A 21,175-nucleotide genomic window follows, 5' to 3' on the forward strand; every position below is an offset into this window, starting at 1 on the left:
GGGCAATGCTCCGCGACCACGCCGTCTACCAGCCCACAACTACTGCTGCGGCCGCTTGACAACGTCATTGAGAATCTCCTTTCGTTGTCGGCTGATAGTTGCGGTCAGAAGAAACCCGTGAACGGCATCCGTGTGCGCGCCCCGACGGTGAGCGATGTCAGCGTGGTGAAGTCGTAGACGGGAAGACCGTGCGCGGCCCGCTGAACCTCCTGCGCATAAGCGGGCAGCGCGGCGCATTCGAGGAGGATGGCGCCGAGATCGAGATGGGCGCTGCACAGCTCGGCTGCGGCGCCGGTTGTCTCGGCGGCGATCGCCGCCGAATCGAGGGTGTCGGCGCCGTCGAACATGGTGCGCCGGAAGCTGGGTGCGGTTTCCAGGCCCGCGATGGCAATCCGCTGCCGCACGCCTGGAACATGCTCGCGCACGAACTGTTCGGTGAGCACCGACGCGTCCGCCGTGATGATGCCGATGGTGGACCGCGTCGACAAGGTCGATGAGATCAGTGGCAGCTGAAGCAGGCTGGAGAGGGCAACCGGCACGCTGCCGAGGGCATCGGCCACCGCCGCCTGGTAGCGGATCATGAAGCCGCAGTTGCTCGAAATCGTCTGGGCGCCTTGGGAGGCGAGGTGTTCGGCCGCCGCGATCACTGCGGCCTCGAACTTCCCTTCGGTGTCGGCCAGGATCGCCGACACGCTCAGATCGGGCACCCGCTGGTAGATCACGGGATGCTCGAACGTCGACGCATTGCCCATGTCACCCGGGATGAACGGGGAGTCGAAATCCAGCATGACGATGCCGAGCGGGTGTCCGTAGGAAACCGCACCCGGCCGACGCCGATAGACCATATCGGATGTCATGTCAGGCCTTCTCCGCACCAAAGACCGCGAAGTAATAGCACAGGTATGCGGCCAGGTTGGCGGTCATGTCGTGGTGGTCCTTGAGCGGGTTGACCTCGGTGACACCGAATCCGTCGCATTGCGGCGCAAGTGCTTTGACGAGTTCGATGGCCTGCCGCGAAGTGATCCCACCCGGTTCGTGAGCACCGGCGCCAGGTGCGTAAGCGGGATCGACGACATCGATGTCGAAACTGAAATAGACGTGGTCGGCGTCGCGGATCCGGTCGAGGATGCGATCCACGGCGGCCTCGACCCCGATCCTGTCGAATTCCAGCGCGGTGATCTGCGCCGGGCCTGCCTCGTTGATGAACGCCAGGGAGGTGGGAAAGTTGAAGTGGCGCAGGCCGAGTTGGATGGTGTGCTCAGGATTCACCCGGTCGAGTTCGAGGGCCCGCCGCATTCCACTGGACTGGCTGTAACTGCCTTGGCGCACATTGTGATCCATCAGGTCGAGGTGTGCGTCGAAGTGGATCACCGCGACAGAGCCGTCCACCGCGTCGTGGAGTCCTTTGACTCCCGCATACAGCAGGCAGTCGTCGCCGCCGAGCAGCACCGGCACTCGGCCCGCGCGTACCGAATCGGCGACAGCGTCCGCGGTGTTCTCGAGTGTGGTCATCAGGTCGTGGGGAACCACGTCGACGTCGCCGCGGTCGACGAGGAGGTCCGGCCCGGCTGCCATCAGCCCGCCTGTGTCGAGCGAATAGATCATGCCGTCTTCGTTCCGCATGGTCATCCAGCCGAGCGCTTCGCGGATCTTTGCAGGCGCATACCGCGACCCTGGCCAGCCCAGCGTCGCGGCGCCGTCGAACGGCGCGCCGATCAGGTCGAACTGCCTCGTCGTAATGGAGTGGGTCATAGGGGCTTTCTCCTAGCTGGCTGGATCATTGGCGTGAAGACGGCTTGCGCATCGACCCCAGGTAGAGGTCGATCACGCGGTCGTCGGAAAGAAGCGACTGCCCTGTACCGGTGAGCGCGACCCGGCCTTGCTCGAGCACGTAGGCGCGGTCGCTGATGGCCAGGCATTCGCGGGCGTTCTGTTCGACGATGCAGACCGCCACCCCGGTAGCGGCGATGGTGCGAACGTGGTCGAATGCGGCTTCCTGCGCGGTCGGCGACAGCCCCGCCGACGGTTCGTCGAGCAGCAGCACGCGGGGTGCGCCCACGAGCGCCCGCGCCATCGCCACCATTTGGCGCTGACCTCCCGAGAGTGCCCCCGCAGTCTCGCCGAGCATGCCCGACAGCCCGGGGAAGACATCGAGCACCGACTCGACCGCACTGTGTACCTGGTTGGGCCTGCGGTAGCCGCCCATGCGCAGGTTCTCCAACACCGTGAGGCTGGCAAAGACGTTGTCGGACTGGGGAACATAACCGAGGCCGTGCGCCACCCGCTGATGTGCGGCGAGACCGTCGATGCGCGTGCCGCCGATCTCGATGGTTCCACCTGATACGTTGACGACGCCGGCCACCGCCTTGAGCAGTGTCGATTTCCCGGCTCCGTTGGGCCCGATGATCGCCACGATCTCGCCGGCGTTCACCTCGGCGCTGAGCTCGCGAATGATCGGGGCGCCGGTGACGTAACCGGCGGTGACGTTGTCGATGAGCAGCTGCGGACGTGTCGCGGCCGTCTGCGGCTTGGTGTGGTCGGCGGTGACCGCGGTGACCTTTACGGGGCCGGCCGTTTCCTTCGGGGCTGAATGTCCTTTGCCGAGATAGGCTTCGACCACCGCGGGGTCTGAGGCGACAGCCGTCGGCGTGCCCTCGGCGATCTTTCGACCCGCGGCAAGGCATATCACGTGATCGCTCACGCCCATCACGGCATCCATGTCGTGTTCGATGAACAGGATGGTGAGGCCGTCGTCGCGCAACGACGTCAGGTGCGCCATGATCGTCTCGCGCAGCGCGGGATTGACTCCGGCGAGAGGCTCGTCGAGCAGTAGTGCACGCGGCTCGGCCATGAGTGCTCTGGCCATCTCGAGCAGACGACGCTGCCCGCCGGAGAGGCCCGCGGCGTCCTCGTGCCTCTTGTCGGCGAGGCGGAAGCGCTCGAGCAGCCGTTCTGCGAGCTCGGTGCCGGCCCGCTCCTGTGATCGCCACACGCGGCGAAGCCCGGCCAGGCCGAGGCGTTCACCCGCTTGCCCCTGGGCGGCGAGCAGCATGTTGTCCAACACCGTGGTGCCGGGAATGAGACGGGTGAGCTGGAAGGTACGCACCATGCCCAGGCGCGCGATGCGGTGCGCGCGCATGCCGGTGATGTCGTGACCGTCGAATGACCACGCGCCTGCGTCGTGGCTCTCGAAGCCGGTAATGATGTTGAACAGCGTGGACTTTCCCGCGCCGTTGGGCCCGATGAGCGCGGTCAGCTTGGCCCGGGCGACCGCGATGTGGTCGACGTCGACTGCCACCACGCCGCCGAATGCCCTTCGGATGCCGTTCAACTCGAGGAGCGCACCGGCAGTCACGCCGTCACCTCCGCAACGCGGTTGGGTACCCGGCGCGAGACGAGGAAGCCCTGCGGACGAAACACGACGACGAGCATCAGGGCCAAACCGACAAGGATGTATCGCGCGGCTCCCGCCTGTTCCTGACCGAACCATCCACCCGCCGCCGCCGACAGGTCGGCTGCCTGACGCAACACGCCGTCGGTGGCGGAAAGGATGAGCCAGAACACAATGGCGCCGGTGATGGGCGTCGACGCCCGCGCACGGCCGCCGAGGATCACGATCGCGAAGAACAGGAATGTGGTTGCCGCTCCGAAGCTGTCGGGGTTGACGTTCTGCTGGTCGACGGCCAGCACCACGCCCGCCAGTGCGCCGAGAACGCCGCCGAGGACCATGACCTGCACCTTCACGGCGAACGCGTTCTTGCCGAAAGACGTTGCGAGCACCTCGTCTTCGCGGATCGCGGTGACGACGCGGCCCCACGGGCTGCGGACGATGAACCGCAGCGCGATGGCCGCAAGCGCAACCAGTGACCAGGCGACGATCATCAGCCACAGCGTGCGGCCGCTGACGATGACGGGACCGAGCGCATACTTCGCGGCGGGCAACGGGTTCAACGCGTAGAAGTCGTTGGCGAAGCGCTGTTTGCCGTACACGCCGCCGGTCACGGGCGCCGCCCAGCTGGACCGCAGCACCAGCCGCAGGATCTCGGCCGCGGCGATGGTGGTCATGGCCAGGTAATCCGCGCGAAGGCGCACGGTGGGCAGCGCGACGAGCATCGAGAATGCGCACGATGCGACGACGGCCACCAGAATGCCGAGCCAGAAGCCGCCGCCGAGGCTCACCGTGATCGCCAGGCCGTACGCACCCGTTGCCAGCGAGCCGGCGAAGCCGAGATTGATCAGGCCGGCGTAGCCGAACTGGAGGTTGAGGCCGAGCGCGCCGAGCGCGTATGCGGCACATGTCGGACCGACCGCTGTCCGCAGCGCGTCGAGAAGGATGTTCATCCGAGGCGCTCTCGCCGTCCGAGGATGCCCTGCGGGCGAACGAGCAGAATCAACACCAGCAGCAAAAGGGCGGTGACGTACTTCAGCTCGGCGGGCAGCCAGAGCGTGCTCACCTGCGTCGCGATGCCGACGACAACGCTGCCGACGACGGCGCCGGCGACGGTGCCGAGGCCGCCGAGCGTGACTCCGGCGATGACGAGTAGCAACACCTGGTTGCCCATGTCCCAGCGCACCTGCTCCACGAAGCCGAGGAGGACGCCGCCGAGCGCGGCGAGCGCACCGCCGATGGCCCACACCAGCGACAGTTGCGCGTTGACGGCGATGCCCGAAGCCGCGGCGAGCGTCTTGTCGTCGGCAACCGCCCGGATCGCCTGTCCGGCACGGGTTTTCTTGAGGAAATAGCCGAGGAGGGCGAACGCTGCCAGGCAGACGATGCAACTCCACAGCGCCTTCGGCGTGATCGACACCCCGGCGATGTCGATGGGGTTCTGGATCGAGTATTCCCGGTATGAATGGGTGCTGCCGCCCATCAGCGCAAGGAACAGGCTGCGCAACGCGAGCCCGAGGCCGATCGCCACGACGAGCGCGCTGATGGTGTCGACACGCCGCGCACGCAGCGGACGCCACAGCACGCGCTCGCTCGACAGCCCGGCGAGGCCGGCGACGGCGACCGCGATGACGGCGGCGGCAATCACGGGCAGGCCGAGAGCAGTGTTCAGCCACAGGGTGACCGCAGCACCGAGGGTGGCGAACTCACCCTGCGCGAAGTTGAAAATCCCTGTCGTCGCATAGATCAACGACAACCCGACACCGATCAAGGCGAGGGCGAGGCCGAGCCTGGAACCGTCTACGACGGTCTGCAGCACAGGCGTTGCTCCGCGCTGCAGCACACCAAACACCAAGACTGCCAATCCGACAGCGCTTCCGGCGACGGCGACGACGCGACGCCGCTGGCTCCGCGCGGCGCCCGCCGCCGTTGCGACCTTCTCGTCGACTTGCGCTGTCACAACGGTTACTGCTGGGGCTCGCGAACGGTTTTCGCGGTCTTGGTCGTGCCGTCGGGCTGCATCACGAGGATGTCGTAGAGACCCGTAGTCGGTTCCCCCACATCGCTGAAGTTGAGGGCCCCCGCAGCACCGGCGTACGCGATGCTCTTGCCCTCGCCGAGAAGTCCCTTGCATTGCTCGTAGGTCGTGCACTCGGTGTCGCCGTTGGTCAGCCCGACGATTTCCTTGGCGAAAACCGTCGGGTCGGCCGACCCGGCCTTTTCCGTGGCCAGCGCGATGAGCACCGCACAGTCGTAGAAGTACGGTGTGAAGGCGGTGGTCTCGAGTTCGGGGTTGGTCCCCAGAAGCCGCTCGGTGAACGGTGTGCCCTCGCCCGATGACGCCTGGGTGAAGGTCATCCCTTGCAGCACGGCGGGATTCGCCGGATCGACCGACTCGGCGAGCGAGGCGATGGGCATGGCGTCGGTGCCGTAGAGCTTGGTGGTGGCAGGTCCGGCGCCGTTCTGGATCAGCCCCTGCAGGATCTTGGCCCCCTCGTCGAAGGAGAACATCACGATGGCGTCTGGCCGGGCCGCGGCGACGGTCCTGACCTCTGCGTCCAGGTTCTGGGCGTTCGGGTCGTAGTCCACGCGCGCAAGCAGTTCGATGTTGTTGGCCTCGAGTGCCGCCGCTGTCGCGTCCGCGATTCCGGTGGCGTAGGAGTCGCTGCGCGCGATGATCGCCACCCGCTTCGCACCGTCGTCGGCCATCTGCCGGGCAAGGACGGCGCCCTGCAGCGTGTCCGGGGGAACGGTGCGGAAGTAGTAGCCGTCGTCGGGGTAGTCGCTGAGCTCCGGTGCGGTGTTCATGCCGGAGCACTGCACGACCTGGGCCCCGGTGATCTTGTCGACGACGCTCAGCGAGATCGACGACGAGCCGGCGCCGATGATCGCCGGCACGCCTTCGGCGAGAAGTCGATCGACCGCCTGCCCGGCAACGGCGGGATCCCCGGCTTCGTCGCCGCCGCTGAACGACACCTGCATGCCGTTGGCGCCGCCGGCACCGTTGATATCCTGTGCGGCCAGCTCGAGCGCGGCGATCTGCGGGGCCCCGAGGCTCGAAATGGGTCCGGTCTGCGGCAGAAGCCAGCCGAGGCGCAGCTCGTCGCCGCCTTGTGCACTTTCATCTTGCTCGACCGCACAACCGCCTAGCGCCAGGACAGCCGACGCCAGGATCGCTAGACCCGTCAGTGCGCGTGGGGACATTCCGGTTCTCCTCGGGGTCGCCGTTGGTGTTTAGAAGTTAGACGTGGTGCACGAGGTACGCCACCGCAGGTTTGTCGATTTCTCGACACGAGATTCACGACTTTGGATACTGCAGGGATGATCCTCAAGGGATGCTCATGGCGGTGACGGTCCGGTCTCTCGTCGAGTTGGAAGAGGCGAACCTCACCTGCCTCGCGGGCGCGCGGGCGCTCGACACACCCATCAGATGGGTGCACGTCAGCGAGATCCTCGATCCGACGCCGTGGCTGAAGGGTGGCGAGTTCCTGCTCACCACGGGCCTGCGGCTCTCGGCCGACGACGCCATTCGCGAATACGTCGCGCGGCTCGCCGATCACGGGATCGCAGGCGTCGGGTTTGGGACGGGGTCCGAATTCGTCGGGATGCACGAGGCGGTGCCACAGGCATTTCTCGAGACGGCCGAGGAGCGGGGCCTGCCGGTGCTCGAAGTGCCGATCGACACGCCCTATGTGCTGATCTCCGAGTTTGTCTCGGCCCAGCTCGCCGCCGAGCAGTACAGCACGATCCAGCGCGCCTTCGAGGCCCAGCGGCAACTGACGCAGGCGGCCTTGACCGACTCGGGTCGATCCGAGGTGCTGCGCCTGCTCTCGTCGCTGGTGTCCGGATGGGCGGCCGTCACCACCGCGACCGGCAAGGTGGTCGAGGCGGCTCCCGCGCGGGCGGCGCGAGGCATCGCCAAGTTCATGCCGGACCTCGTGCGCGTGCATGCCACCGCGAGCGTGGTGTCCGTCGGCGACGAGACGGGTGCGACGACGACCATCCATCCCCTCGGCGCACGTGGGCATGTGAGGCGGATGCTGTTGGTCGGCAAGGACAAACCATTCGACGCATTCGACAGGGTCGTCATCGGTGGCGCCGTCACGCTTCTGTCGATCGAGACCGAGCAGACCATGAGCCTTTCGCCGCAGCGGGCCGCGGTGGCAGATGTTCTGGGTACCTTCATCCTGCACGAGGAAGCGCTGCCCGGTCAGCGCGAACGGGCCGCCGCCGGCCTCGGCCTCGATGCGCGCAAGCAGCTACGTGTTGCCCGCCTGTACCGTCCGGGGAAGCGAGGCGAGGCCGTGGCGCAGCGGGTACACGACGTGTTCTCCGAGGGCGAGATCCCCAACGTGACGGTGACCGACGGGGAGGCGTCAGGCCTGTACACGATCATCGTGCAGGAACATGTCGTCAGCGAGCGCGAATTGCGGTCGCTTCCACGGCGTTTCGGCCAGGCCGGCGCCGCGATCGGCGTGAGCACCGCGGTGCCGTTGCGCGATCTGCCGCTCGGCGTCAAACAAGCGCAACTGGCGCTCTCGCACGCCCTCACGACCCGGCGCGCGCCGACCGCGTCGTTCACCGAACTGACCATGTACGACTTCATCATCGGGGTGGTGCCGCCCGACAAGTTGTCGTCGGTGTGCGACGTGATCCTTGCTCCGCTCGACGATCTCGACCGCAATCTCGGTGCGCGGTATACGGACTCGCTCACCGCGTTCCTGCGGCACAACGGCAACTGGGAGCGTGCCGCTGACCAACTCGCCGTGCACCGGCAGACACTGGTCAAGCGGATCGGTGTCATCGAGAAGCAACTGGGGCTCGACCTGAAATCGCCGGGCGTCAGGATGGGCTTGTGGTTCGCGCTGTTGGCGCGTGGCACCAACATAGAGCAGTGACGGTGTTCAGTCCTCGATCGAAAGTGCCTGCGACGGGCACAGCGTGACCGCTTCGCGGGCCTTGTCCTGTTGCTCTTCGGGAATGTCGTCGACGAGCACCACCACGATGCCGTCGTCGTCCTGGTCGAACAGCGTGTCGGCGACCATCACGCAGTTGCCCGCCTGGATGCAGACCTCGCGGTCGGCCTTCACCTTCACCAGCTCACCTCCAATGACTTCAGCCCGTAGATGAAGTTCCAGCTGCGGAACTGGACATCCGAAAAGTCCTCGGCCAGCCTGAGATTCGGGAATCTGCGCAACAGGGCGGGGAACGCGATGCGCATCTCCATCCTGGCCAGCGGCGCGCCGAGGCAGTGGTGCACGCCGTGGCCGAACGCCAGATGGCCGGGCGCGCCGCGGCGGATGTCGAGGTCCTCGGGGGACTCGATGAACTCGGGGTCGCGATTGCCCGACGGCAGCGACGCGAACACCAGAGTGCCTGCCGGTATCGTGACGCCCGCGATCTCGGCGTCGGCGGTGGCGATTCGCGGAATCGCGGTCTGCACAACCGATAGCCAGCGCAGCAACTCCTCGATGGCGGGGCCGATAGCGTCGGGGTCGTCGCGCACCACCGCGAGTTGTTCGGGGTGGCGCAGCAGCGCGAGCGTGCCGAGCCCCAGCATGTTCGAGGTGGTTTCGTGCCCGGCGAGCAGGAGCAGGCCGGCCACGCCGATCAGCTCGTCGTCGGTCAATTCGTCGCCGTGCTCGCGGATCAGCATGCCGAGGATGTCGTCGCCGGGGTGCTGCCGCGCCCGCGCGACCAGGGTGGTCATGTAGGCGCGGCCCTGCCGTTGCAGTTCGATCCGCTCGGGTATCGGCACCGAGAAGTCCAACTGCCGCACGCTGCGGCGCTGGAAGTCCTTGCGGTCGTCGTACGGCACGCCGAGCAGCTCACAGATCACCAGCGACGGGATCGGCAGAGCGAAGTTCTCCACCAAATCGATTGGTGCGCCTGCATTTTTCATTTCTGTCAGCTGCGCGTCGACGATCTCGACGATGCGCGACTCGATGCGCTTCATCCGCCGGATGGTGAACTCCGGTGTCAGCATGCGGCGTAGCCGCGAGTGCTCGGGCGGGTCGAGGCCCAGCAGATTGCCTGCCCGCGCGGCGGCCGCTTCTTCTTCGGACGGCTGCTGTGCGGCCTGCCCCGCGAAGCCCACCGGCCGCTCGTTGGAGAACCGCTCGTGGTCAGAGAGCACCGCCTTGATGTCATCGTGGCGGGTGACCAGAAACGACCTCATGCCGAACGCGTTGGTGAACTCCCGGATGCCAGGCCCTTCGCGGATCTCGCCCAGCGCGGGAATCGGGCTGAACGTGTCGCGGCGCATGTGCAGGGGCGGCAACTCCGGCGCTTCGGTCATGACTCGACGCTACGCGCGGAAAACGAACTCCTCGATCAGTTTGTTCACCAGCGGCGGGTTCTCCAGCCCGGCGAGGTGGGCGACTCCTTCCAGCACTGCCACCGCCGCATCGGGGATTGCCTGCACCATCGCGATGGTCTCGGGCAGCGGGAAGGTGGCGTCTTCCGTGCCTGCCACCACCAACACCGGCGTGGAGATGTTCGCGAAGAGCGAACGCTGGTCGGGCCGGGCGGGCACCACGCTGCGCACCGCCCATGCGGCCGAACCGATGTCGACCGCCTCCACCGTCTTGCGCACGGACGCCACCACATCGGGTCGGGTGGTGAAGGTCGTCGGCCCGAGGAACGCCTTGAGCACCGAGCGCGTCAGTGGCGGCCTGACCCCGCCGAGAAGCTTCGCCAGGCGCAGCAGCGCTCCGTACTCGAATTTCTGCCGCGCGCTTGCCGGTGAAGCGGTGCAGTTCATCAACACTGCGTTGCCGATGCGGTTCGGATACGTCGCGGCGAACGTGCCGCCGATCATGCCGCCCCACGAGTTGCCGACGAAATGGGTCCGCTCGATCTCGAGCACTTCGAGGATGTCGACGACGCAGCGAGCGCAGTCGGCGAACTCGAACGTCTTGGTGAGTTTTTCGCTCTGTCCGTGGCCCGGCGGGTCGACGAGGATGACGCGCCGACGGTCGGCGAAGTGTCGCGCCTGGGCCGCCCACATGTCGCCAGTCATCAGCAGGCTGGGCCAGAACATGATCGGCTCGCCGGCGCCGAGGTCCTGCACCCGCACTGTGCCGAGCGCCGTTTTGACGCGGACGTCTCCCACCGCTGCGACGTTAGCGCTCGGCGCGCAGTGCGGGCCACCAGATGCGCGGCCCGATCAGGGTGAACAGCGCGGGGAGGATCACGGTGCGTACGACGAAGGTGTCCAGCAGGATGCCGAGCCCGACGATGATGCCGACCTGGGTGAGCACGATCAGCGGCAGCACCCCGAGAACGCAGAACACCGCGGCCAGCACGATGCCCGCGCTGGTGATGACGGCGCCGGTGGCCGACACCGCGCGCACGATGCCCTGCCGGGTGCCGTACTCGGGGGTTTCCTCGCGGGCGCGGGTGACGAGGAAGATCGTGTAGTCCACGCCGAGCGCGACGAGAAACAGGAACGAGAACAGCGGCGCCGTGTTGTCCAGGGCGGGGAAGCCGAACAGGTGCACGCTGGCCCACCCGCCGAGGCCGAGCGCGGCGACGGCGCTGAGCACCGTGACCGCGACCAGGATCAGCGGCGCGAGCGCCGAGCGCAGCAACACATAGAGGACGACGAGCACCACGGCAAGGATCGCGGGAATGACGACGAGCCGGTCCCGCGATGCGGCCGCGTTGGCGTCGCGGGCCTGCGCGTCGGACCCACCGACCAGCGCGTCGGAGTCCACCTGGTGCACCGAATCCCGGAGTGTGTCAATGGTTTCGAATGCCTCGTCGGATGCGGGTTCGGCGCGCAGCACCACCGCCCACTGCGTCATCCCGTCGGCGGGTGGGCCTGCCGGGTTCGCCGACACCACGCCCGGCGTCGACGTGATCGCCTGCTCGATCTGCGCGGCCTTGTCGCTGGGCGCGATGACGCGGGTGGGGTCGGTCATGCCGCTGGGGAAGTGGTCGGCCAGCGTCTGGTATCCGCTGACCGACTCCGCCTGCACACGGAACTGCTCGGTTTGCGACAGGCCGACGGGTGTGGACAACAGCCCGGTGCAGAGCAGTAGCAGGGCGGCGACGGCCACCGTCGCGACCCCGGCAGGCCTGCGCGCCACCCCGTCGGCGATGCGGTGCCAAACACCGGTGTCGGTCAGCTGTTTCGCGCCGACCTGCGGGATGAACGGCCAGAACAACCGGCGGCCGAACAGGGCCAGTAGCGGCGGCAGCACCAGAAGCACGAACACCGCCGCCACGATCAGGCCCGACGCGGCCTGCACGCCGAGGCTGCGGGTGCTCGGCGACGACGCGAGCACCAGTGTCAGCAGCGCCAGCACGACGGTGGCGTTGCTCGCGACGATCGCCGGGCCGGCCCGACGCACCGCCACCGCGAGCGCGTCACGGTGATTGTCGGTGCGGCCCAACTCTTCTCGATAGCGCGAGATCAGCAGCAGCGCGTAGTTGGTGCCCGCGCCGAACACCAGCACGCTGGTGATCCCGGACGTCGACCCGTCCGGCGTCATCCCGACGGCGTTTGCGATGGCGCTACCGAGCACGGCCGCGACGCGGTCGGCGAACCCGATCACCGCGAGCGGCACCAGAAACAGCACCGGAGATCGGTAGGTGACGATCAGCAGCAGCGCCACCACCGTCGCGGTGACGGCGAGCAGTGTGATGTTGGCCCCGGAGAACGAGTTGGCGATGTCGGCGCCGAACGCGGGGCCGCCGGTGACCTCGACGCGCAGGTTGTCGGGAATCTCCGCAGCGGCCTGCTCGCGCAGTTCGGTGACCGCGTCGGTGAGCGCGAACCCGGACAGGTCGGCGTCGAGCTGTGCGGTCGCGACCGCGGCCCGTCGATCTTCGGACACCACGACGGGCTGTTGCTTGATCGCGCCGAGGTCGGCGGGCGTCAGCTCCGCGCCGTCACGGCGGGTGACGACCAGGATCGCCGGTGATTGATCACCACCGGGCAGCTGCGCCCGAAGTGCGTCGGCCCTAGCCGATTCCGCGTCGGTGGGTACGGGCACCGGGGACTGCTCGCTGGAGCTGTCGCTGCCGATCAGACCCATCAACGCCGCTGAGACGACGACGATGGCGAGCGCCAGCACCCAGGAGAAGCGTCCACTCATGCCCGCTAACCTTTCAGATTCTTAACAATTAAGCAAATTAACATCCAGGCGCTATGCTGGGCCGCGTGCCCAAGCCCGACCGCGCCACGCTGGAGTCGCTGATCGCGGCCGACGTGCGGGCCCTTTCGGCCGAGTCCGATCAGATCGGCAGGCACTTCGCATCGCGGCATGACGTCGCCGCCAACGACTTTCGCGCGCTGCTGCACGTGATGGTCGCCGAGACATCCGGATCGCCGCTCACCGCGGGCGAGTTGCGGACACGCATGGGGATGTCGGGGGCGGCGATCACCTACCTCGTCGAGCGGATGATCGCCTCCGGTCACTTCCGACGCGAGCCGCACCCCTCCGATCGCCGCAAGGTCATCCTGCGGGTGGACGACAACGGAATGGTCGTCGCCCGAGGCTTTTTCACGCCGCTGGCCGAACACAGCCACCGCGAGCTGGCGTCGTTGACCGACCGTGACCTCGACGCCGCGCACCGCACCTTCACCGCGATCATCGCGGCGATGCAGGCGTTTCGCGCCCGGCTCGACGAGTCGTGATCTCCTCGACCAGCCGTCGGGCCGCCACCGCCGCCCCATCCCTGCGGATCTCGCGCGCCACGTCCGCCGCGCGGGCCCGCGTCGTCTGCGCAAACGCGGTCCGCAACGCTGCGGCCAGCGAGTCGACCGTCGGGTCCGGCCCGTCGTGGGCGGCGCCGATGCCGAGGTCGGCCACCCGGCTCGCCCAGTACGGCTGGTCGGCGATCTGCGGGACGACCACCTGCGGGACCCCGGCGCAGGCGGCCGTCGTCGTGGTGCCGGCGCCGCCGTGGTGAACGACGGCCGCGACCCGGCGGAACAGCGCCTGCTGGTTGACCTCGCCGACGGCGAAGCAGTCGTCCCCGTCGTCGACCAGCCCCAGGTCGGCCCAGCCGCGGCCGAGCACGATGCGGCGGCCGTGCCTGCGGATCGCCTGGATCGCCACCGCTTCGACGCCGGCGGGCACCCGCACGCTGCTGAAACCGACGAATACCGGCGGCGCGCCCACGTCCAGGAACGCGACCAGGTCGTCGGGCAGCGGGCGCTCGTCGGGCAGGATCCAGGCGCCGGTCTGCACGACATCGAAGCCGAAGGAGCCCTGCAGGGGCGCGAGGACCGGGTCGGCCGCCAGCCACGGGCGGCGGGTGAGGACGTGGTCGCGGACGTCGTCGACCGGCGGCAGGTCACGCGCGGCGCGCTGGGCGTTGAGTGGGTCACGGTACAGGGCATTTACCCGCTCTGCGTCCACATCCCACAGCGCGCGGTTGTCGGTCTCACCGGGCTGGAACGGCCTGCCCGGCCGCGGCAGCGGTGCATATTCCGGCGACGGGATGACCCGCGGCGTGAACGTCACGCACACATAGGCGATGTCGAGCAACTGGGTGATCGACCGCACGCCGGCGGGCATCAAACCCGTCGCCACGATCGCGTCGCAGCCCTCGGCGGCCGCGCCCACTGTCTCGAACTGCATGGCCACCAGATTGGCCGCGGTGCGCGGCGCGTCCGCCGACGTCAACGGCTTCTCGCCGTGCAGCAATTCGCGCAGCGACTGTCCCATCGGAATCAACGGCACATCGACGCGTGCGGCCAGGTCGGCGAAATCCGGTGGAGCGCAGATCGATACGTCCACACCGGTCTTGCGCAACTCGAACGCCAGCCCCATCAACGGTTCGACGTCACCGCGCGATCCCCACGACGACAACAGCACACGCATATGGCACCCCCAATTTCGGCTTGAGCCAGCGATTCTGGGGCATCACCGGGGTCTTGCCGCAAGCCCCCCTATGCGCTATATGTTGAAAGTGGAAGGGATTATGACTCCCGGTTAGCTCTGGTTGAGCGTCGCTTCCTCGAGATCCAGCCCGTGTAGCACACTCCGCAGCACCTCGTCGTCGATGTTGCCCGCGTCGCGTTCGGCAATGAACGTCGCGCGTTCGGCGGCCAGCATCTCCAGTCGCAGTCGCCGGAATGTCGAAGTCGGGCTCTCGCCGATCTCGTCCGCGTCGCGGCCGAGACGTTCCCACGCCGAGTTGCGACGCCGAATGTTCCACGCGCGCAATACATCTGCGGCGCGCTCGTCGACATCGGAGGTGGCCGGATCGGCCAGCAGCTCCTCGAGCCGGTCGGCTGCGGCCTGTGCGGCCTTCTCCTGCGCGGCGGCCGTGGCGATCGCGTCGCTGCGGGCGTCGTCGCCCTGCACCCCGAGCCGCCGAATCAGCCATGGCAGCGTCAGCCCGTGAAGCAGCAGCGTGCCGATCACGACCACGAAGGTCAGGAACACGATGTGGGGCCTGCCGGGAAAGGGTTCGCCCGAGAGCGTCGTGATCGGCACGGCGAAGGCGGCCGCCAGCGAAACCACCCCGCGCATCCCCGCCCATGCGACGACGAAGACCTGCGCATGGCTCGGGGGTGATTCGTCGGCGCGACGCGGTCCCAACCTCGGCAGGTAGGCGAACGCGTACATCCAGACGATCCGTACCAGCAGCACCGTCATGAACACCGCCGCCGACGAGACGATGATGACCAGCGCTGGGATGCCTTTCAGCTCGCCGACCACGGTCGGCAGCTGCAGGCCGATCAGCAGAAACGCGAACGACTCGAGCACCAACTGAAAGGCCTTCCACACCGCGACGTCCTGCAGCCGGGTCTGGTAGCCGGCGTGGAAGGAGCGCTGGCCGAGGATGAGCGCCGCGACCACCACTGCCAGCACCCCCGAGCCGCGCATCTCCTCGGCGGCCAGGTAGATGACGAACGGCGCGACCAGTCCCAGCGCGCTTTCCACGAGTGGGTCGTCCAGTCGCGCCCGGATGTAGGCGATCGTGGAGCCGAGCACGATCCCGACCGCGACGCCGACACCCGCGGCCAACGCGAAGGTGACCAGGCCGGTGCCCCAGCTGGCGGAGGTGCCGATGGCCGCGGCGAGGGCGACCTTGTAGGCCGTCAGCGCGGTGGCGTCGTTGAGCAGGCTTTCGCCGCCGAGCAGCGTCATCACCCCACGGGGCAGCCCGAGCTTGCGGCCCACCGCCGTCGCCGACACCGCATCCGGCGGCGCCACGATCGCACCAAGGGTCAGCCCGGCGGCGACCGTCACCTCGGGCACCGTCTGGTAGGCGACGAACCCGACCGCGAACGTCGTCGCCAACGGCAGGCCGACCGCGAGCAGCCCGATCGGCCCGATGTTTCTCTTCAGGCCGATGTAGCTGCTCTCCAGCCCCGCCGACCACAGCAGCGGCGGCAGCAGGACATAGAGCACCAGCTCGGGGTCCAGCTCGATGTTGGTGAAGCCGGGAATTGTGCTGATGGCAAGGCCGGCGACGACGAGGCCCAGCGGAGCCGACAGGTTGAAGCGGCGCGCCAGCCCGGCCAGCAGCACCGACAGCACGAGCACCGCGAGCAACGACCCCTGCACGCTTGGAACCTCCTCACCGGGCGTACTTATCCTTGGTGGACATGCTCAGGAGATCACGGGCGCGCCGCGCACGCGCATCTGCGGCGTCGAACGCATGCCCGCACCTTTCGGCAGTAACCACCGAACCCGAGCCGATTACTCCCGGGCAGTGCCAGGAATGCGCCGAGCTGGGCATCAACACGTGGGCTCATCTGCGGATGTGTCTGACGTGCGGCCATGTCGGCTGTTGTGACTCCAGCCCGTACCAACACGCCAGCGAACACTTCCGCCGCACAGGTCATCCGGTCATGCGTTCCGTCGAGCCGGGCGAGGCTTGGCGATGGTGTTACATCGACGTCCGGGTCGGATGATCATCTGGCAGTCTTGACGGGCAATGACTGAAACCACCGAGTCACCCGAACCCGAGGACACGCCCGCCGAGGCGGCCGAGGCGCAACCGGAGCGGCCCGCCGATCAATCCGCCGATGGGAGCGCTGCTGGAAGCGCCGCTCGAAGCGCCGTGATGCTGCTCGGCTCGGGCGAGTTGAGCCGGGAGTTGGCGTGGGCGTTTCAACGGCTCGGCCGCGAAGTCATCGCCGTCGACCGGTATGCGAACGCGCCGGCGCACGGCGTGGCCGACCGGTCCGCCGTGGTCAAGATGAACGACGCCGAGGCGCTCACCGCGATCATCGATCGCGCTGATCCGCTTTATGTGGTCGCCGAGTCGGGCGGGATCGCGGTGGACGCGCTGATCGCCGCTGCCGAACGTGGCCTCGAGGTGTTCCCGTCGCCGCGCAGCGTGCGGATGACGCAGGACCGCGAGGGCCTGCGGCGGCTGGCCGCCGACGAACTGGGTCTGCCCACCGCGCCGTTCTGGTTCGCCGGGTCGGTCGAGGAACTCACCGCGGTGGCCGAGCACGCGGGCTTCCCGTTGGTGGTCAAGCCTGTCGCGGGCATGCGCGGTGAGGGGCAGTCGGTGCTGCTGCGCCTCGAGGACGTCGAGCCGGCCTGGCAGCGGGCTATCGCGGCGGGCCGGACACCGCAGAACAGGGTGCTGGCGGAGACGGTCGTCGAGGTCGACTACGAGATCACGCTGCTCACGGTGCGCACCACCGGTCCGACGGGCCCGGCGCTGCACTTCTGCGAGCCGATCGGCCACCGGGAGGGCGACGGGGATGTGCTGGAGGCGTGGCAGCCGCAGCAGATGACACCCGCCGCGCTGGACGTCGCGAAGTCGATCGCGGCGCGCATCGTCAACGCGCTCGGCGGCCGCGGGGTGTTCGGCGTCGAACTGCTGGTGCGCGGCGACGAGGTGTACTTCTCCGACGTCCGCACCCGCCCGCAGGACACCGGCCTGGTAACGCTTCGCTCGCAACGCCTTTCGGAGTTCGAATTGCATGCGCGTGCGATCCTGGGCATGCACGTCGACACCATCATGATTTCGCCGGGCGCCGCCGAGGTCACCTACGCCGGTGCCGACTCGGTGCCGACCGAGATCGCACCGGGGAATGTCACCGCGGCGCTGGCCGACGCGCTCGCCGTCGCCGAGAGCGACGTGCGGTTGTTCAACCGGCCCGACGAGAGCGATCCGCGGCGTCGACTCGGCTTGGCGTTGGCGACGGCGCCGGATGTGGTGACCGCGAGGGACAGGGTGCGCCGGGTGACCGGCGTGCTGCGCAAACTCTGGTAGCCGTGCCGGACGACGACGAAGACGCCGCCAGGCCGACGATGGCCCCGTTTCTGGGCGCTCTGGCGATAGCTGGGATCGTCCTGATCGGAATTTGGTTGTTCAACCTCTTCCAGGGTGACCGCACGCCCGAGGATCAGCGGGTCGCTCGGGCCGCAGTCGGCCAGAACGACGCGTTGCAACGCGAGAACTTCGCCGACTATGCGAGCTTCACGTGCGGGAAGGAGCGTGGCTCCGAGGCAGAGGTGATTGCCCGCCAACGTGATTCGTCGGCCAAGCGGGGCGCCCGGTTCGTCGACGACGTCACCGATGTGAAGATCGACGGCGACCGCGCGACCGCCACGGTGACTTATCATTTCGACAAGGCGCCGGACGACAAGAAGCCGGTGCCGATGACGTTCGTCCGCGAGGATGGGGCATGGAAGGTCTGTTCGACCGGTCCCAGTTAGGTGTGGGACACTCGCGATCGTGAGCTACGCCGGAGACATCACGCCTGAAGAGGCCTGGAAGTTGCTCAACGATGATCCCCAGGCCGTGCTCGTGGACTGTCGCACGGAGGCCGAATGGCGCTTCGTCGGTGTGCCTGACCTGACGAGCCTGGCGCGCGAGGTCGTCTTCATCGAGTGGAATCGCACAGACGGCACCAAGAACGAGCATTTCGTCGACGATCTCGTCGCCGCGGGCGTCACGCCGGGCGAGCGCCCGGTGGTGTTTCTCTGCCGGTCCGGCAACCGGTCCATCGGCGCGGCCGAGGCGGCCACCGAGGCGGGCATCGCGCCGGCGTACAACGTGCTCGACGGCTTCGAGGGGCACCTCGACGAGAACAAACACCGCGGATCTACCGGCTGGAAAGCCGTCGGCCTGCCTTGGAAGCAATCATGACCTCGAACTCAGGCGGCGAGAAGCCGTCGGTGCGCACCCCGGCCGAATTGCCCGACGGCGTCAGCCAGGCCACGATCGGCGTGCGGGGCGGCCTGCTCCGGTCGGGCTTCGAGGAGACCGCCGAAGCGATCTTCCCGACATCGGGCTACGTCTATCCGAGCGCGGCCGAGGCGGAGAAGGCGTTCACCGGCGAAATCGACCGGTACGTCTACTCGCGCTACGGCAACCCGACGATCTCGATGTTCGAGGAGCGGCTGCGGCTGATCGAGGGCGCGCCCGCGGCGTTCGCGACCGCGACGGGCATGGCCGCGGTATTCACGTCGCTTGGAGCGCTGCTGGGCGCCGGTGACCGGCTGGTCGCGGCGCGCAGCCTGTTCGGGTCGTGCTTCGTGGTGTGCAACGAGATCCTGCCGCGCTGGGGCGTGGAAACCGAGTTCGTCGACGGCGACGACCTATCCCAGTGGGAGAAGGCGCTTTCCAAGCCGACCCAGGCGGTGTTCTTCGAGACCCCGTCCAACCCGATGCAGTCGCTGGTCGACATCGCGGCCGTGTGCGAGATGGCGCACGCTGCGGGCGCAAAAGTGGTGCTGGACAACGTGTTCGCCACACCCATTCTGCAGCAGGGTTTTCCGCTCGGGGTGGACGTGGTGGTGTACTCCGGCACCAAGCACATCGACGGGCAGGGCAGGGTGCTCGGCGGCGCGATCCTCGGCGACAAGCAATACATCGACGAGCCGGTGCAGAAGCTGATGCGACACACCGGCCCGGCGTTGAGCCCGTTCAACGCGTGGGTCCTGTTAAAAGGCCTTGAGACGCTGGCTGTTCGGGTTCAGTACAGCAATGACTCGGCGATGCGCATCGCGCAGTTCCTGGAAAACCACCCCGCGGTCAACTGGGTGCGCTACCCGTTCCTGGAATCCCATCCGCAGTATGACCTTGCGAAGCGTCAGATGACCGGCGGCGGTACGGTTGTCACGTTCGAGCTGAAGGGCGGCACCAAGGAACGCGCCTTCGAGGTGCTGGACAAGCTGCAGATCGTCGACATCTCGAACAACCTCGGCGACGCCAAGTCGTTGATCACCCATCCCGCCACCACTACGCACCGCGCGATGGGTCCGGAGGGGCGCGCCGCGATCGGTCTCGGCGACGGTGTTGTTCGAATCTCGGTGGGGCTGGAGGGAACTGACGATCTGATCAACGATTTGGATCAGGCCCTGAGTTAGGTGTCGCGGCGCTCCGAGGCGAAGAAGGCCCGCCGCAACAAGCGGCGAGCCGCTAAGAACGCGACCTGGTTACCCGACGAAGCTCTGGAGGGACTCGACGAACGGCTCGACGAAGTCGTGGCAGGCCTCGAGGAATTCGATGCGCGGTTGACCGAACGCGGTTGGATCTTCGACGTGGACTTCGACGACGATGTCGGCGTCATCTGGTACTGGCCGCCATCTGCGGCAGAGGTCGAGGATCCTGACGAGGTGACGGCCGCGACCATGGTCGCGCTCATCGAAGCCGAGGGCGGCGAGATCGCGCACGTGGTTCTGGTCGGAACTGACGTCGACTACCAGTTCGGACTTGACGAGCTCTTCGATTACCTCGACCCTATCGAGGGGTATCGACTCGGGGACCCGCTACCGCAGTTCGACACTGGATAGGCGCCTTGATGTGGCGTCAGGCGTGAAATTGCAGTGCTGAGGGTTGTGATTCGGCAGCCGCTACAGCCCTTTGCGAAATAATCAGCGTCGCTAGCTCTTGTCTTCGACGACGCCTTGTGCGGCCTGCGCGCGCTGCTCGTAGCTTTGGCGCGTTGTGCGGTCGAAGTCGAGGAACACCGTGTCGAGGCCGAGTTTCTTGTTGAGCCAGCGACGTCCACGCGGGCCGAGCATCTGCGCGGCCTGTGCGGTGAAGCGCAGCGGAGTCGGCACGGAGACATGGGTTTTCGGCTTTTCCAAAGTCTTGACGACGGACTTGGCGATGTCCTCGGGCTCGACGGGTTTGATGGCGCCGCCGGACTTGGTGCCCGAGATCAGCTCGGTGTTGGTGAACGGCGGCATGATTACCGAGACGTCGACGCCGTGCGGGGCGACTTCGTCGGCCAGCGCTGCGGACAGGCCGACCACGCCGAACTTCGCGCCGACGTAGACCACCTGCCCTGGCACCGGGATCAGTCCTGACAGCGAGGCGATGTTGATGATGTGGCCGGTGCGCCTGGCGACCATGTCGGGCAGAGCCAGCTGACAACCGGTGATCACGCCGTAGAGATTGACCTCGATCGATGACCGGATCGACTGCTCGGTCTGCTCGAGGAAGGGGCCGATCGGCATGACGCCCGCATTGTTGATCAGAACGTCGATGTGGCCGCCGCCGTCGGTGCGGGCCTTGTCGAGGAAGGTGGCGAACGATTCGCGGTCGGTGACGTCGAGCGGATAGCCCGAGACCGGGCCGAGCTTGCTCAGGTTGGCCACGGCATTCTCTTGAAACGCAACGTCACGATCGCCGATGACAACCCGAGCGCCGCGGACCAGCAGCGCCTTGGCGGTGGCGAAGCCGATGCCGCGGGCGGCGCCGGTGATCGCGATGGTCTTGCCACTGATTGCTCTCATGCCGCCAAACTTTACAGGTGTCAAGTTTTGGGTGGAAGCCGGCGCGAGCTTGGAGTTATCCACAGTCGTAATTTCATCCACAGGTGTGGGTTGTGGTGGGGTTTTGGGG

21 protein-coding genes are annotated in these 21,175 nt (G+C 67.4%); 8 read left to right on the forward strand and 13 right to left on the reverse strand.

Going from position 1 to position 21,175, the window contains the following annotated elements:
• Positions 1-104: 104 nt before the first annotated feature.
• The 6 genes from CQY20_RS28545 to CQY20_RS28570 form a co-directional block, all read right to left on the reverse strand.
• Positions 105-857 carry an aspartate/glutamate racemase family protein gene (locus CQY20_RS28545; protein WP_097943889.1) on the reverse strand — a complete coding sequence of 251 codons (753 nt, stop codon included), beginning with the start codon at positions 855-857 and terminating at the stop codon, positions 105-107.
• Position 858: 1 nt separating this feature from the next.
• Positions 859-1,752 carry an arginase family protein gene (locus CQY20_RS28550; RefSeq protein WP_097943891.1) on the reverse strand — a complete coding sequence of 298 codons (894 nt, stop codon included), beginning with the start codon at positions 1,750-1,752 and terminating at the stop codon, positions 859-861.
• Positions 1,753-1,777: 25 nt separating this feature from the next.
• Positions 1,778-3,355, reverse strand: a complete 1,578-nt coding sequence (locus CQY20_RS28555) for an ATP-binding cassette domain-containing protein (RefSeq protein WP_163700948.1) — start codon at positions 3,353-3,355, stop codon at positions 1,778-1,780.
• Positions 3,352-4,341 carry a branched-chain amino acid ABC transporter permease gene (locus tag CQY20_RS28560; protein ID WP_097943895.1) on the reverse strand — a complete coding sequence of 330 codons (990 nt, stop codon included), beginning with the start codon at positions 4,339-4,341 and terminating at the stop codon, positions 3,352-3,354. The genes CQY20_RS28555 and CQY20_RS28560 overlap by 4 nt, the downstream gene beginning before the upstream one ends.
• Positions 4,338-5,207 (reverse strand): branched-chain amino acid ABC transporter permease, encoded by an 870-nt coding sequence (locus CQY20_RS28565; RefSeq protein ID WP_163700945.1) that lies wholly within the window; start codon positions 5,205-5,207, stop codon positions 4,338-4,340. Before CQY20_RS28565 ends, CQY20_RS28560 begins: the two co-directional genes overlap by 4 nt.
• Positions 5,208-5,353: 146 nt before the next feature.
• Positions 5,354-6,592 carry an ABC transporter substrate-binding protein gene (locus CQY20_RS28570; protein WP_097943899.1) on the reverse strand — a complete coding sequence of 413 codons (1,239 nt, stop codon included), beginning with the start codon at positions 6,590-6,592 and terminating at the stop codon, positions 5,354-5,356.
• Between the two features lie 143 nt (positions 6,593-6,735).
• On the opposite strand from CQY20_RS28570, the gene CQY20_RS28575 reads away from it, so the two are divergent.
• Positions 6,736-8,286: a PucR family transcriptional regulator gene (locus CQY20_RS28575; protein ID WP_163700942.1), complete on the forward strand. Its 1,551-nt coding sequence runs from the start codon at positions 6,736-6,738 to the stop codon at positions 8,284-8,286.
• A gap of 6 nt (positions 8,287-8,292) precedes the next feature.
• Here the strand turns inward: CQY20_RS28575 and CQY20_RS28580 are convergent, their stop codons facing one another.
• The 4 genes from CQY20_RS28580 to CQY20_RS28595 all read right to left on the reverse strand — a co-directional run bounded on the left by CQY20_RS28580 (position 8,293) and on the right by CQY20_RS28595 (position 12,492).
• Complete coding sequence (locus CQY20_RS28580) at positions 8,293-8,484, reverse strand: ferredoxin (RefSeq protein WP_097943903.1); 192 nt, start codon at positions 8,482-8,484, stop codon at positions 8,293-8,295.
• Positions 8,481-9,686, reverse strand: a complete 1,206-nt coding sequence (locus CQY20_RS28585; RefSeq protein WP_097943905.1) for a cytochrome P450 — start codon at positions 9,684-9,686, stop codon at positions 8,481-8,483. Before CQY20_RS28585 ends, CQY20_RS28580 begins: the two co-directional genes overlap by 4 nt.
• 9 nt (positions 9,687-9,695) lie before the next feature.
• Positions 9,696-10,430, reverse strand: coding sequence for an alpha/beta fold hydrolase (locus CQY20_RS28590; RefSeq protein ID WP_097943923.1), 735 nt, complete (start codon positions 10,428-10,430; stop codon positions 9,696-9,698).
• 82 nt (positions 10,431-10,512) lie between these two features.
• Positions 10,513-12,492 (reverse strand): MMPL family transporter, encoded by a 1,980-nt coding sequence (locus CQY20_RS28595; protein WP_097943907.1) that lies wholly within the window; start codon positions 12,490-12,492, stop codon positions 10,513-10,515.
• 65 nt (positions 12,493-12,557) lie between these two features.
• Here CQY20_RS28595 and CQY20_RS28600 point away from each other — a divergent pair, with 65 nt between their 5' ends.
• Positions 12,558-13,034, forward strand: a complete 477-nt coding sequence (locus tag CQY20_RS28600) for a MarR family winged helix-turn-helix transcriptional regulator (RefSeq protein WP_097943925.1) — start codon at positions 12,558-12,560, stop codon at positions 13,032-13,034.
• Here the strand turns inward: CQY20_RS28600 and CQY20_RS28605 are convergent.
• A complete protein-coding gene (locus tag CQY20_RS28605) occupies positions 12,988-14,226 on the reverse strand; it encodes a glycosyltransferase (protein WP_097943909.1) in 1,239 nt (412 codons plus the stop codon). The genes CQY20_RS28600 and CQY20_RS28605 overlap by 47 nt on opposite strands.
• A 111-nt stretch (positions 14,227-14,337) precedes the next feature.
• Complete coding sequence (locus CQY20_RS28610) at positions 14,338-15,921, reverse strand: Na+/H+ antiporter (RefSeq protein WP_097943911.1); 1,584 nt, start codon at positions 15,919-15,921, stop codon at positions 14,338-14,340.
• Positions 15,922-15,962: 41 nt separating this feature from the next.
• On the opposite strand from CQY20_RS28610, the gene CQY20_RS28615 reads away from it, so the two are divergent.
• The 6 genes from CQY20_RS28615 to CQY20_RS28640 are packed head-to-tail and all read left to right on the forward strand — an operon-like array spanning position 15,963 to position 20,118.
• Entirely contained in the window at positions 15,963-16,271 is a 309-nt protein-coding gene (locus CQY20_RS28615) for a UBP-type zinc finger domain-containing protein (RefSeq protein WP_097943927.1), read from the forward strand.
• Between the two features lie 23 nt (positions 16,272-16,294).
• On the forward strand, positions 16,295-17,590 hold the full coding sequence (purT, locus tag CQY20_RS28620; RefSeq protein WP_097943913.1) for a formate-dependent phosphoribosylglycinamide formyltransferase: 1,296 nt from the start codon (positions 16,295-16,297) through the stop codon (positions 17,588-17,590).
• Between the two features lie 38 nt (positions 17,591-17,628).
• On the forward strand, positions 17,629-18,036 hold the full coding sequence (locus tag CQY20_RS28625; RefSeq protein ID WP_097943929.1) for an Rv0361 family membrane protein: 408 nt from the start codon (positions 17,629-17,631) through the stop codon (positions 18,034-18,036).
• Positions 18,037-18,055: 19 nt separating this feature from the next.
• Positions 18,056-18,469, forward strand: coding sequence for a rhodanese-like domain-containing protein (locus tag CQY20_RS28630; RefSeq protein WP_097943915.1), 414 nt, complete (start codon positions 18,056-18,058; stop codon positions 18,467-18,469).
• Complete coding sequence (locus CQY20_RS28635) at positions 18,466-19,692, forward strand: O-succinylhomoserine sulfhydrylase (protein WP_097943917.1); 1,227 nt, start codon at positions 18,466-18,468, stop codon at positions 19,690-19,692. Before CQY20_RS28630 ends, CQY20_RS28635 begins: the two co-directional genes overlap by 4 nt.
• Positions 19,693-20,118, forward strand: a complete 426-nt coding sequence (locus CQY20_RS28640) for a hypothetical protein (protein WP_097943919.1) — start codon at positions 19,693-19,695, stop codon at positions 20,116-20,118.
• A 90-nt stretch (positions 20,119-20,208) separates the two neighbouring features.
• Here the strand turns inward: CQY20_RS28640 and CQY20_RS28645 are convergent, their stop codons facing one another.
• Positions 20,209-21,066 carry an SDR family oxidoreductase gene (locus tag CQY20_RS28645; protein ID WP_097943921.1) on the reverse strand — a complete coding sequence of 286 codons (858 nt, stop codon included), beginning with the start codon at positions 21,064-21,066 and terminating at the stop codon, positions 20,209-20,211.
• Positions 21,067-21,175: the final 109 nt, after the last annotated feature.

The organism is Mycolicibacterium agri, from assembly GCF_002553505.1.
GTDB lineage: Bacteria > Actinomycetota > Actinomycetes > Mycobacteriales > Mycobacteriaceae > Mycobacterium > Mycobacterium agri.

What these genes read in the sequence shown, in the direction of transcription:
- CQY20_RS28560 (WP_097943895.1), bottom strand. Translation starts at nt 4,341, where the DNA reads ATGAACATCCTTCTCGACGCGCTGCGGACAGCGGTCGGTCCGACATGT.
- CQY20_RS28585 (WP_097943905.1), bottom strand. Translation starts at nt 9,686, where the DNA reads ATGACCGAAGCGCCGGAGTTGCCGCCCCTGCACATGCGCCGCGACACG.
- CQY20_RS28545 (WP_097943889.1), bottom strand. Translation starts at nt 857, where the DNA reads ATGACATCCGATATGGTCTATCGGCGTCGGCCGGGTGCGGTTTCCTAC.
- CQY20_RS28625 (WP_097943929.1), top strand. Translation starts at nt 17,629, where the DNA reads ATGGCCCCGTTTCTGGGCGCTCTGGCGATAGCTGGGATCGTCCTGATC.
- CQY20_RS28590 (WP_097943923.1), bottom strand. Translation starts at nt 10,430, where the DNA reads ATGTTCTGGCCCAGCCTGCTGATGACTGGCGACATGTGGGCGGCCCAG.
- CQY20_RS28645 (WP_097943921.1), bottom strand. Translation starts at nt 21,066, where the DNA reads ATGAGAGCAATCAGTGGCAAGACCATCGCGATCACCGGCGCCGCCCGC.
- CQY20_RS28605 (WP_097943909.1), bottom strand. Translation starts at nt 14,226, where the DNA reads ATGCGTGTGCTGTTGTCGTCGTGGGGATCGCGCGGTGACGTCGAACCG.
- CQY20_RS28635 (WP_097943917.1), top strand. Translation starts at nt 18,466, where the DNA reads ATGACCTCGAACTCAGGCGGCGAGAAGCCGTCGGTGCGCACCCCGGCC.
- CQY20_RS28615 (WP_097943927.1), top strand. Translation starts at nt 15,963, where the DNA reads ATGCTCAGGAGATCACGGGCGCGCCGCGCACGCGCATCTGCGGCGTCG.
- CQY20_RS28595 (WP_097943907.1), bottom strand. Translation starts at nt 12,492, where the DNA reads ATGAGTGGACGCTTCTCCTGGGTGCTGGCGCTCGCCATCGTCGTCGTC.
- CQY20_RS28550 (WP_097943891.1), bottom strand. Translation starts at nt 1,752, where the DNA reads ATGACCCACTCCATTACGACGAGGCAGTTCGACCTGATCGGCGCGCCG.
- purT (WP_097943913.1), top strand. Translation starts at nt 16,295, where the DNA reads ATGACTGAAACCACCGAGTCACCCGAACCCGAGGACACGCCCGCCGAG.
- CQY20_RS28570 (WP_097943899.1), bottom strand. Translation starts at nt 6,592, where the DNA reads ATGTCCCCACGCGCACTGACGGGTCTAGCGATCCTGGCGTCGGCTGTC.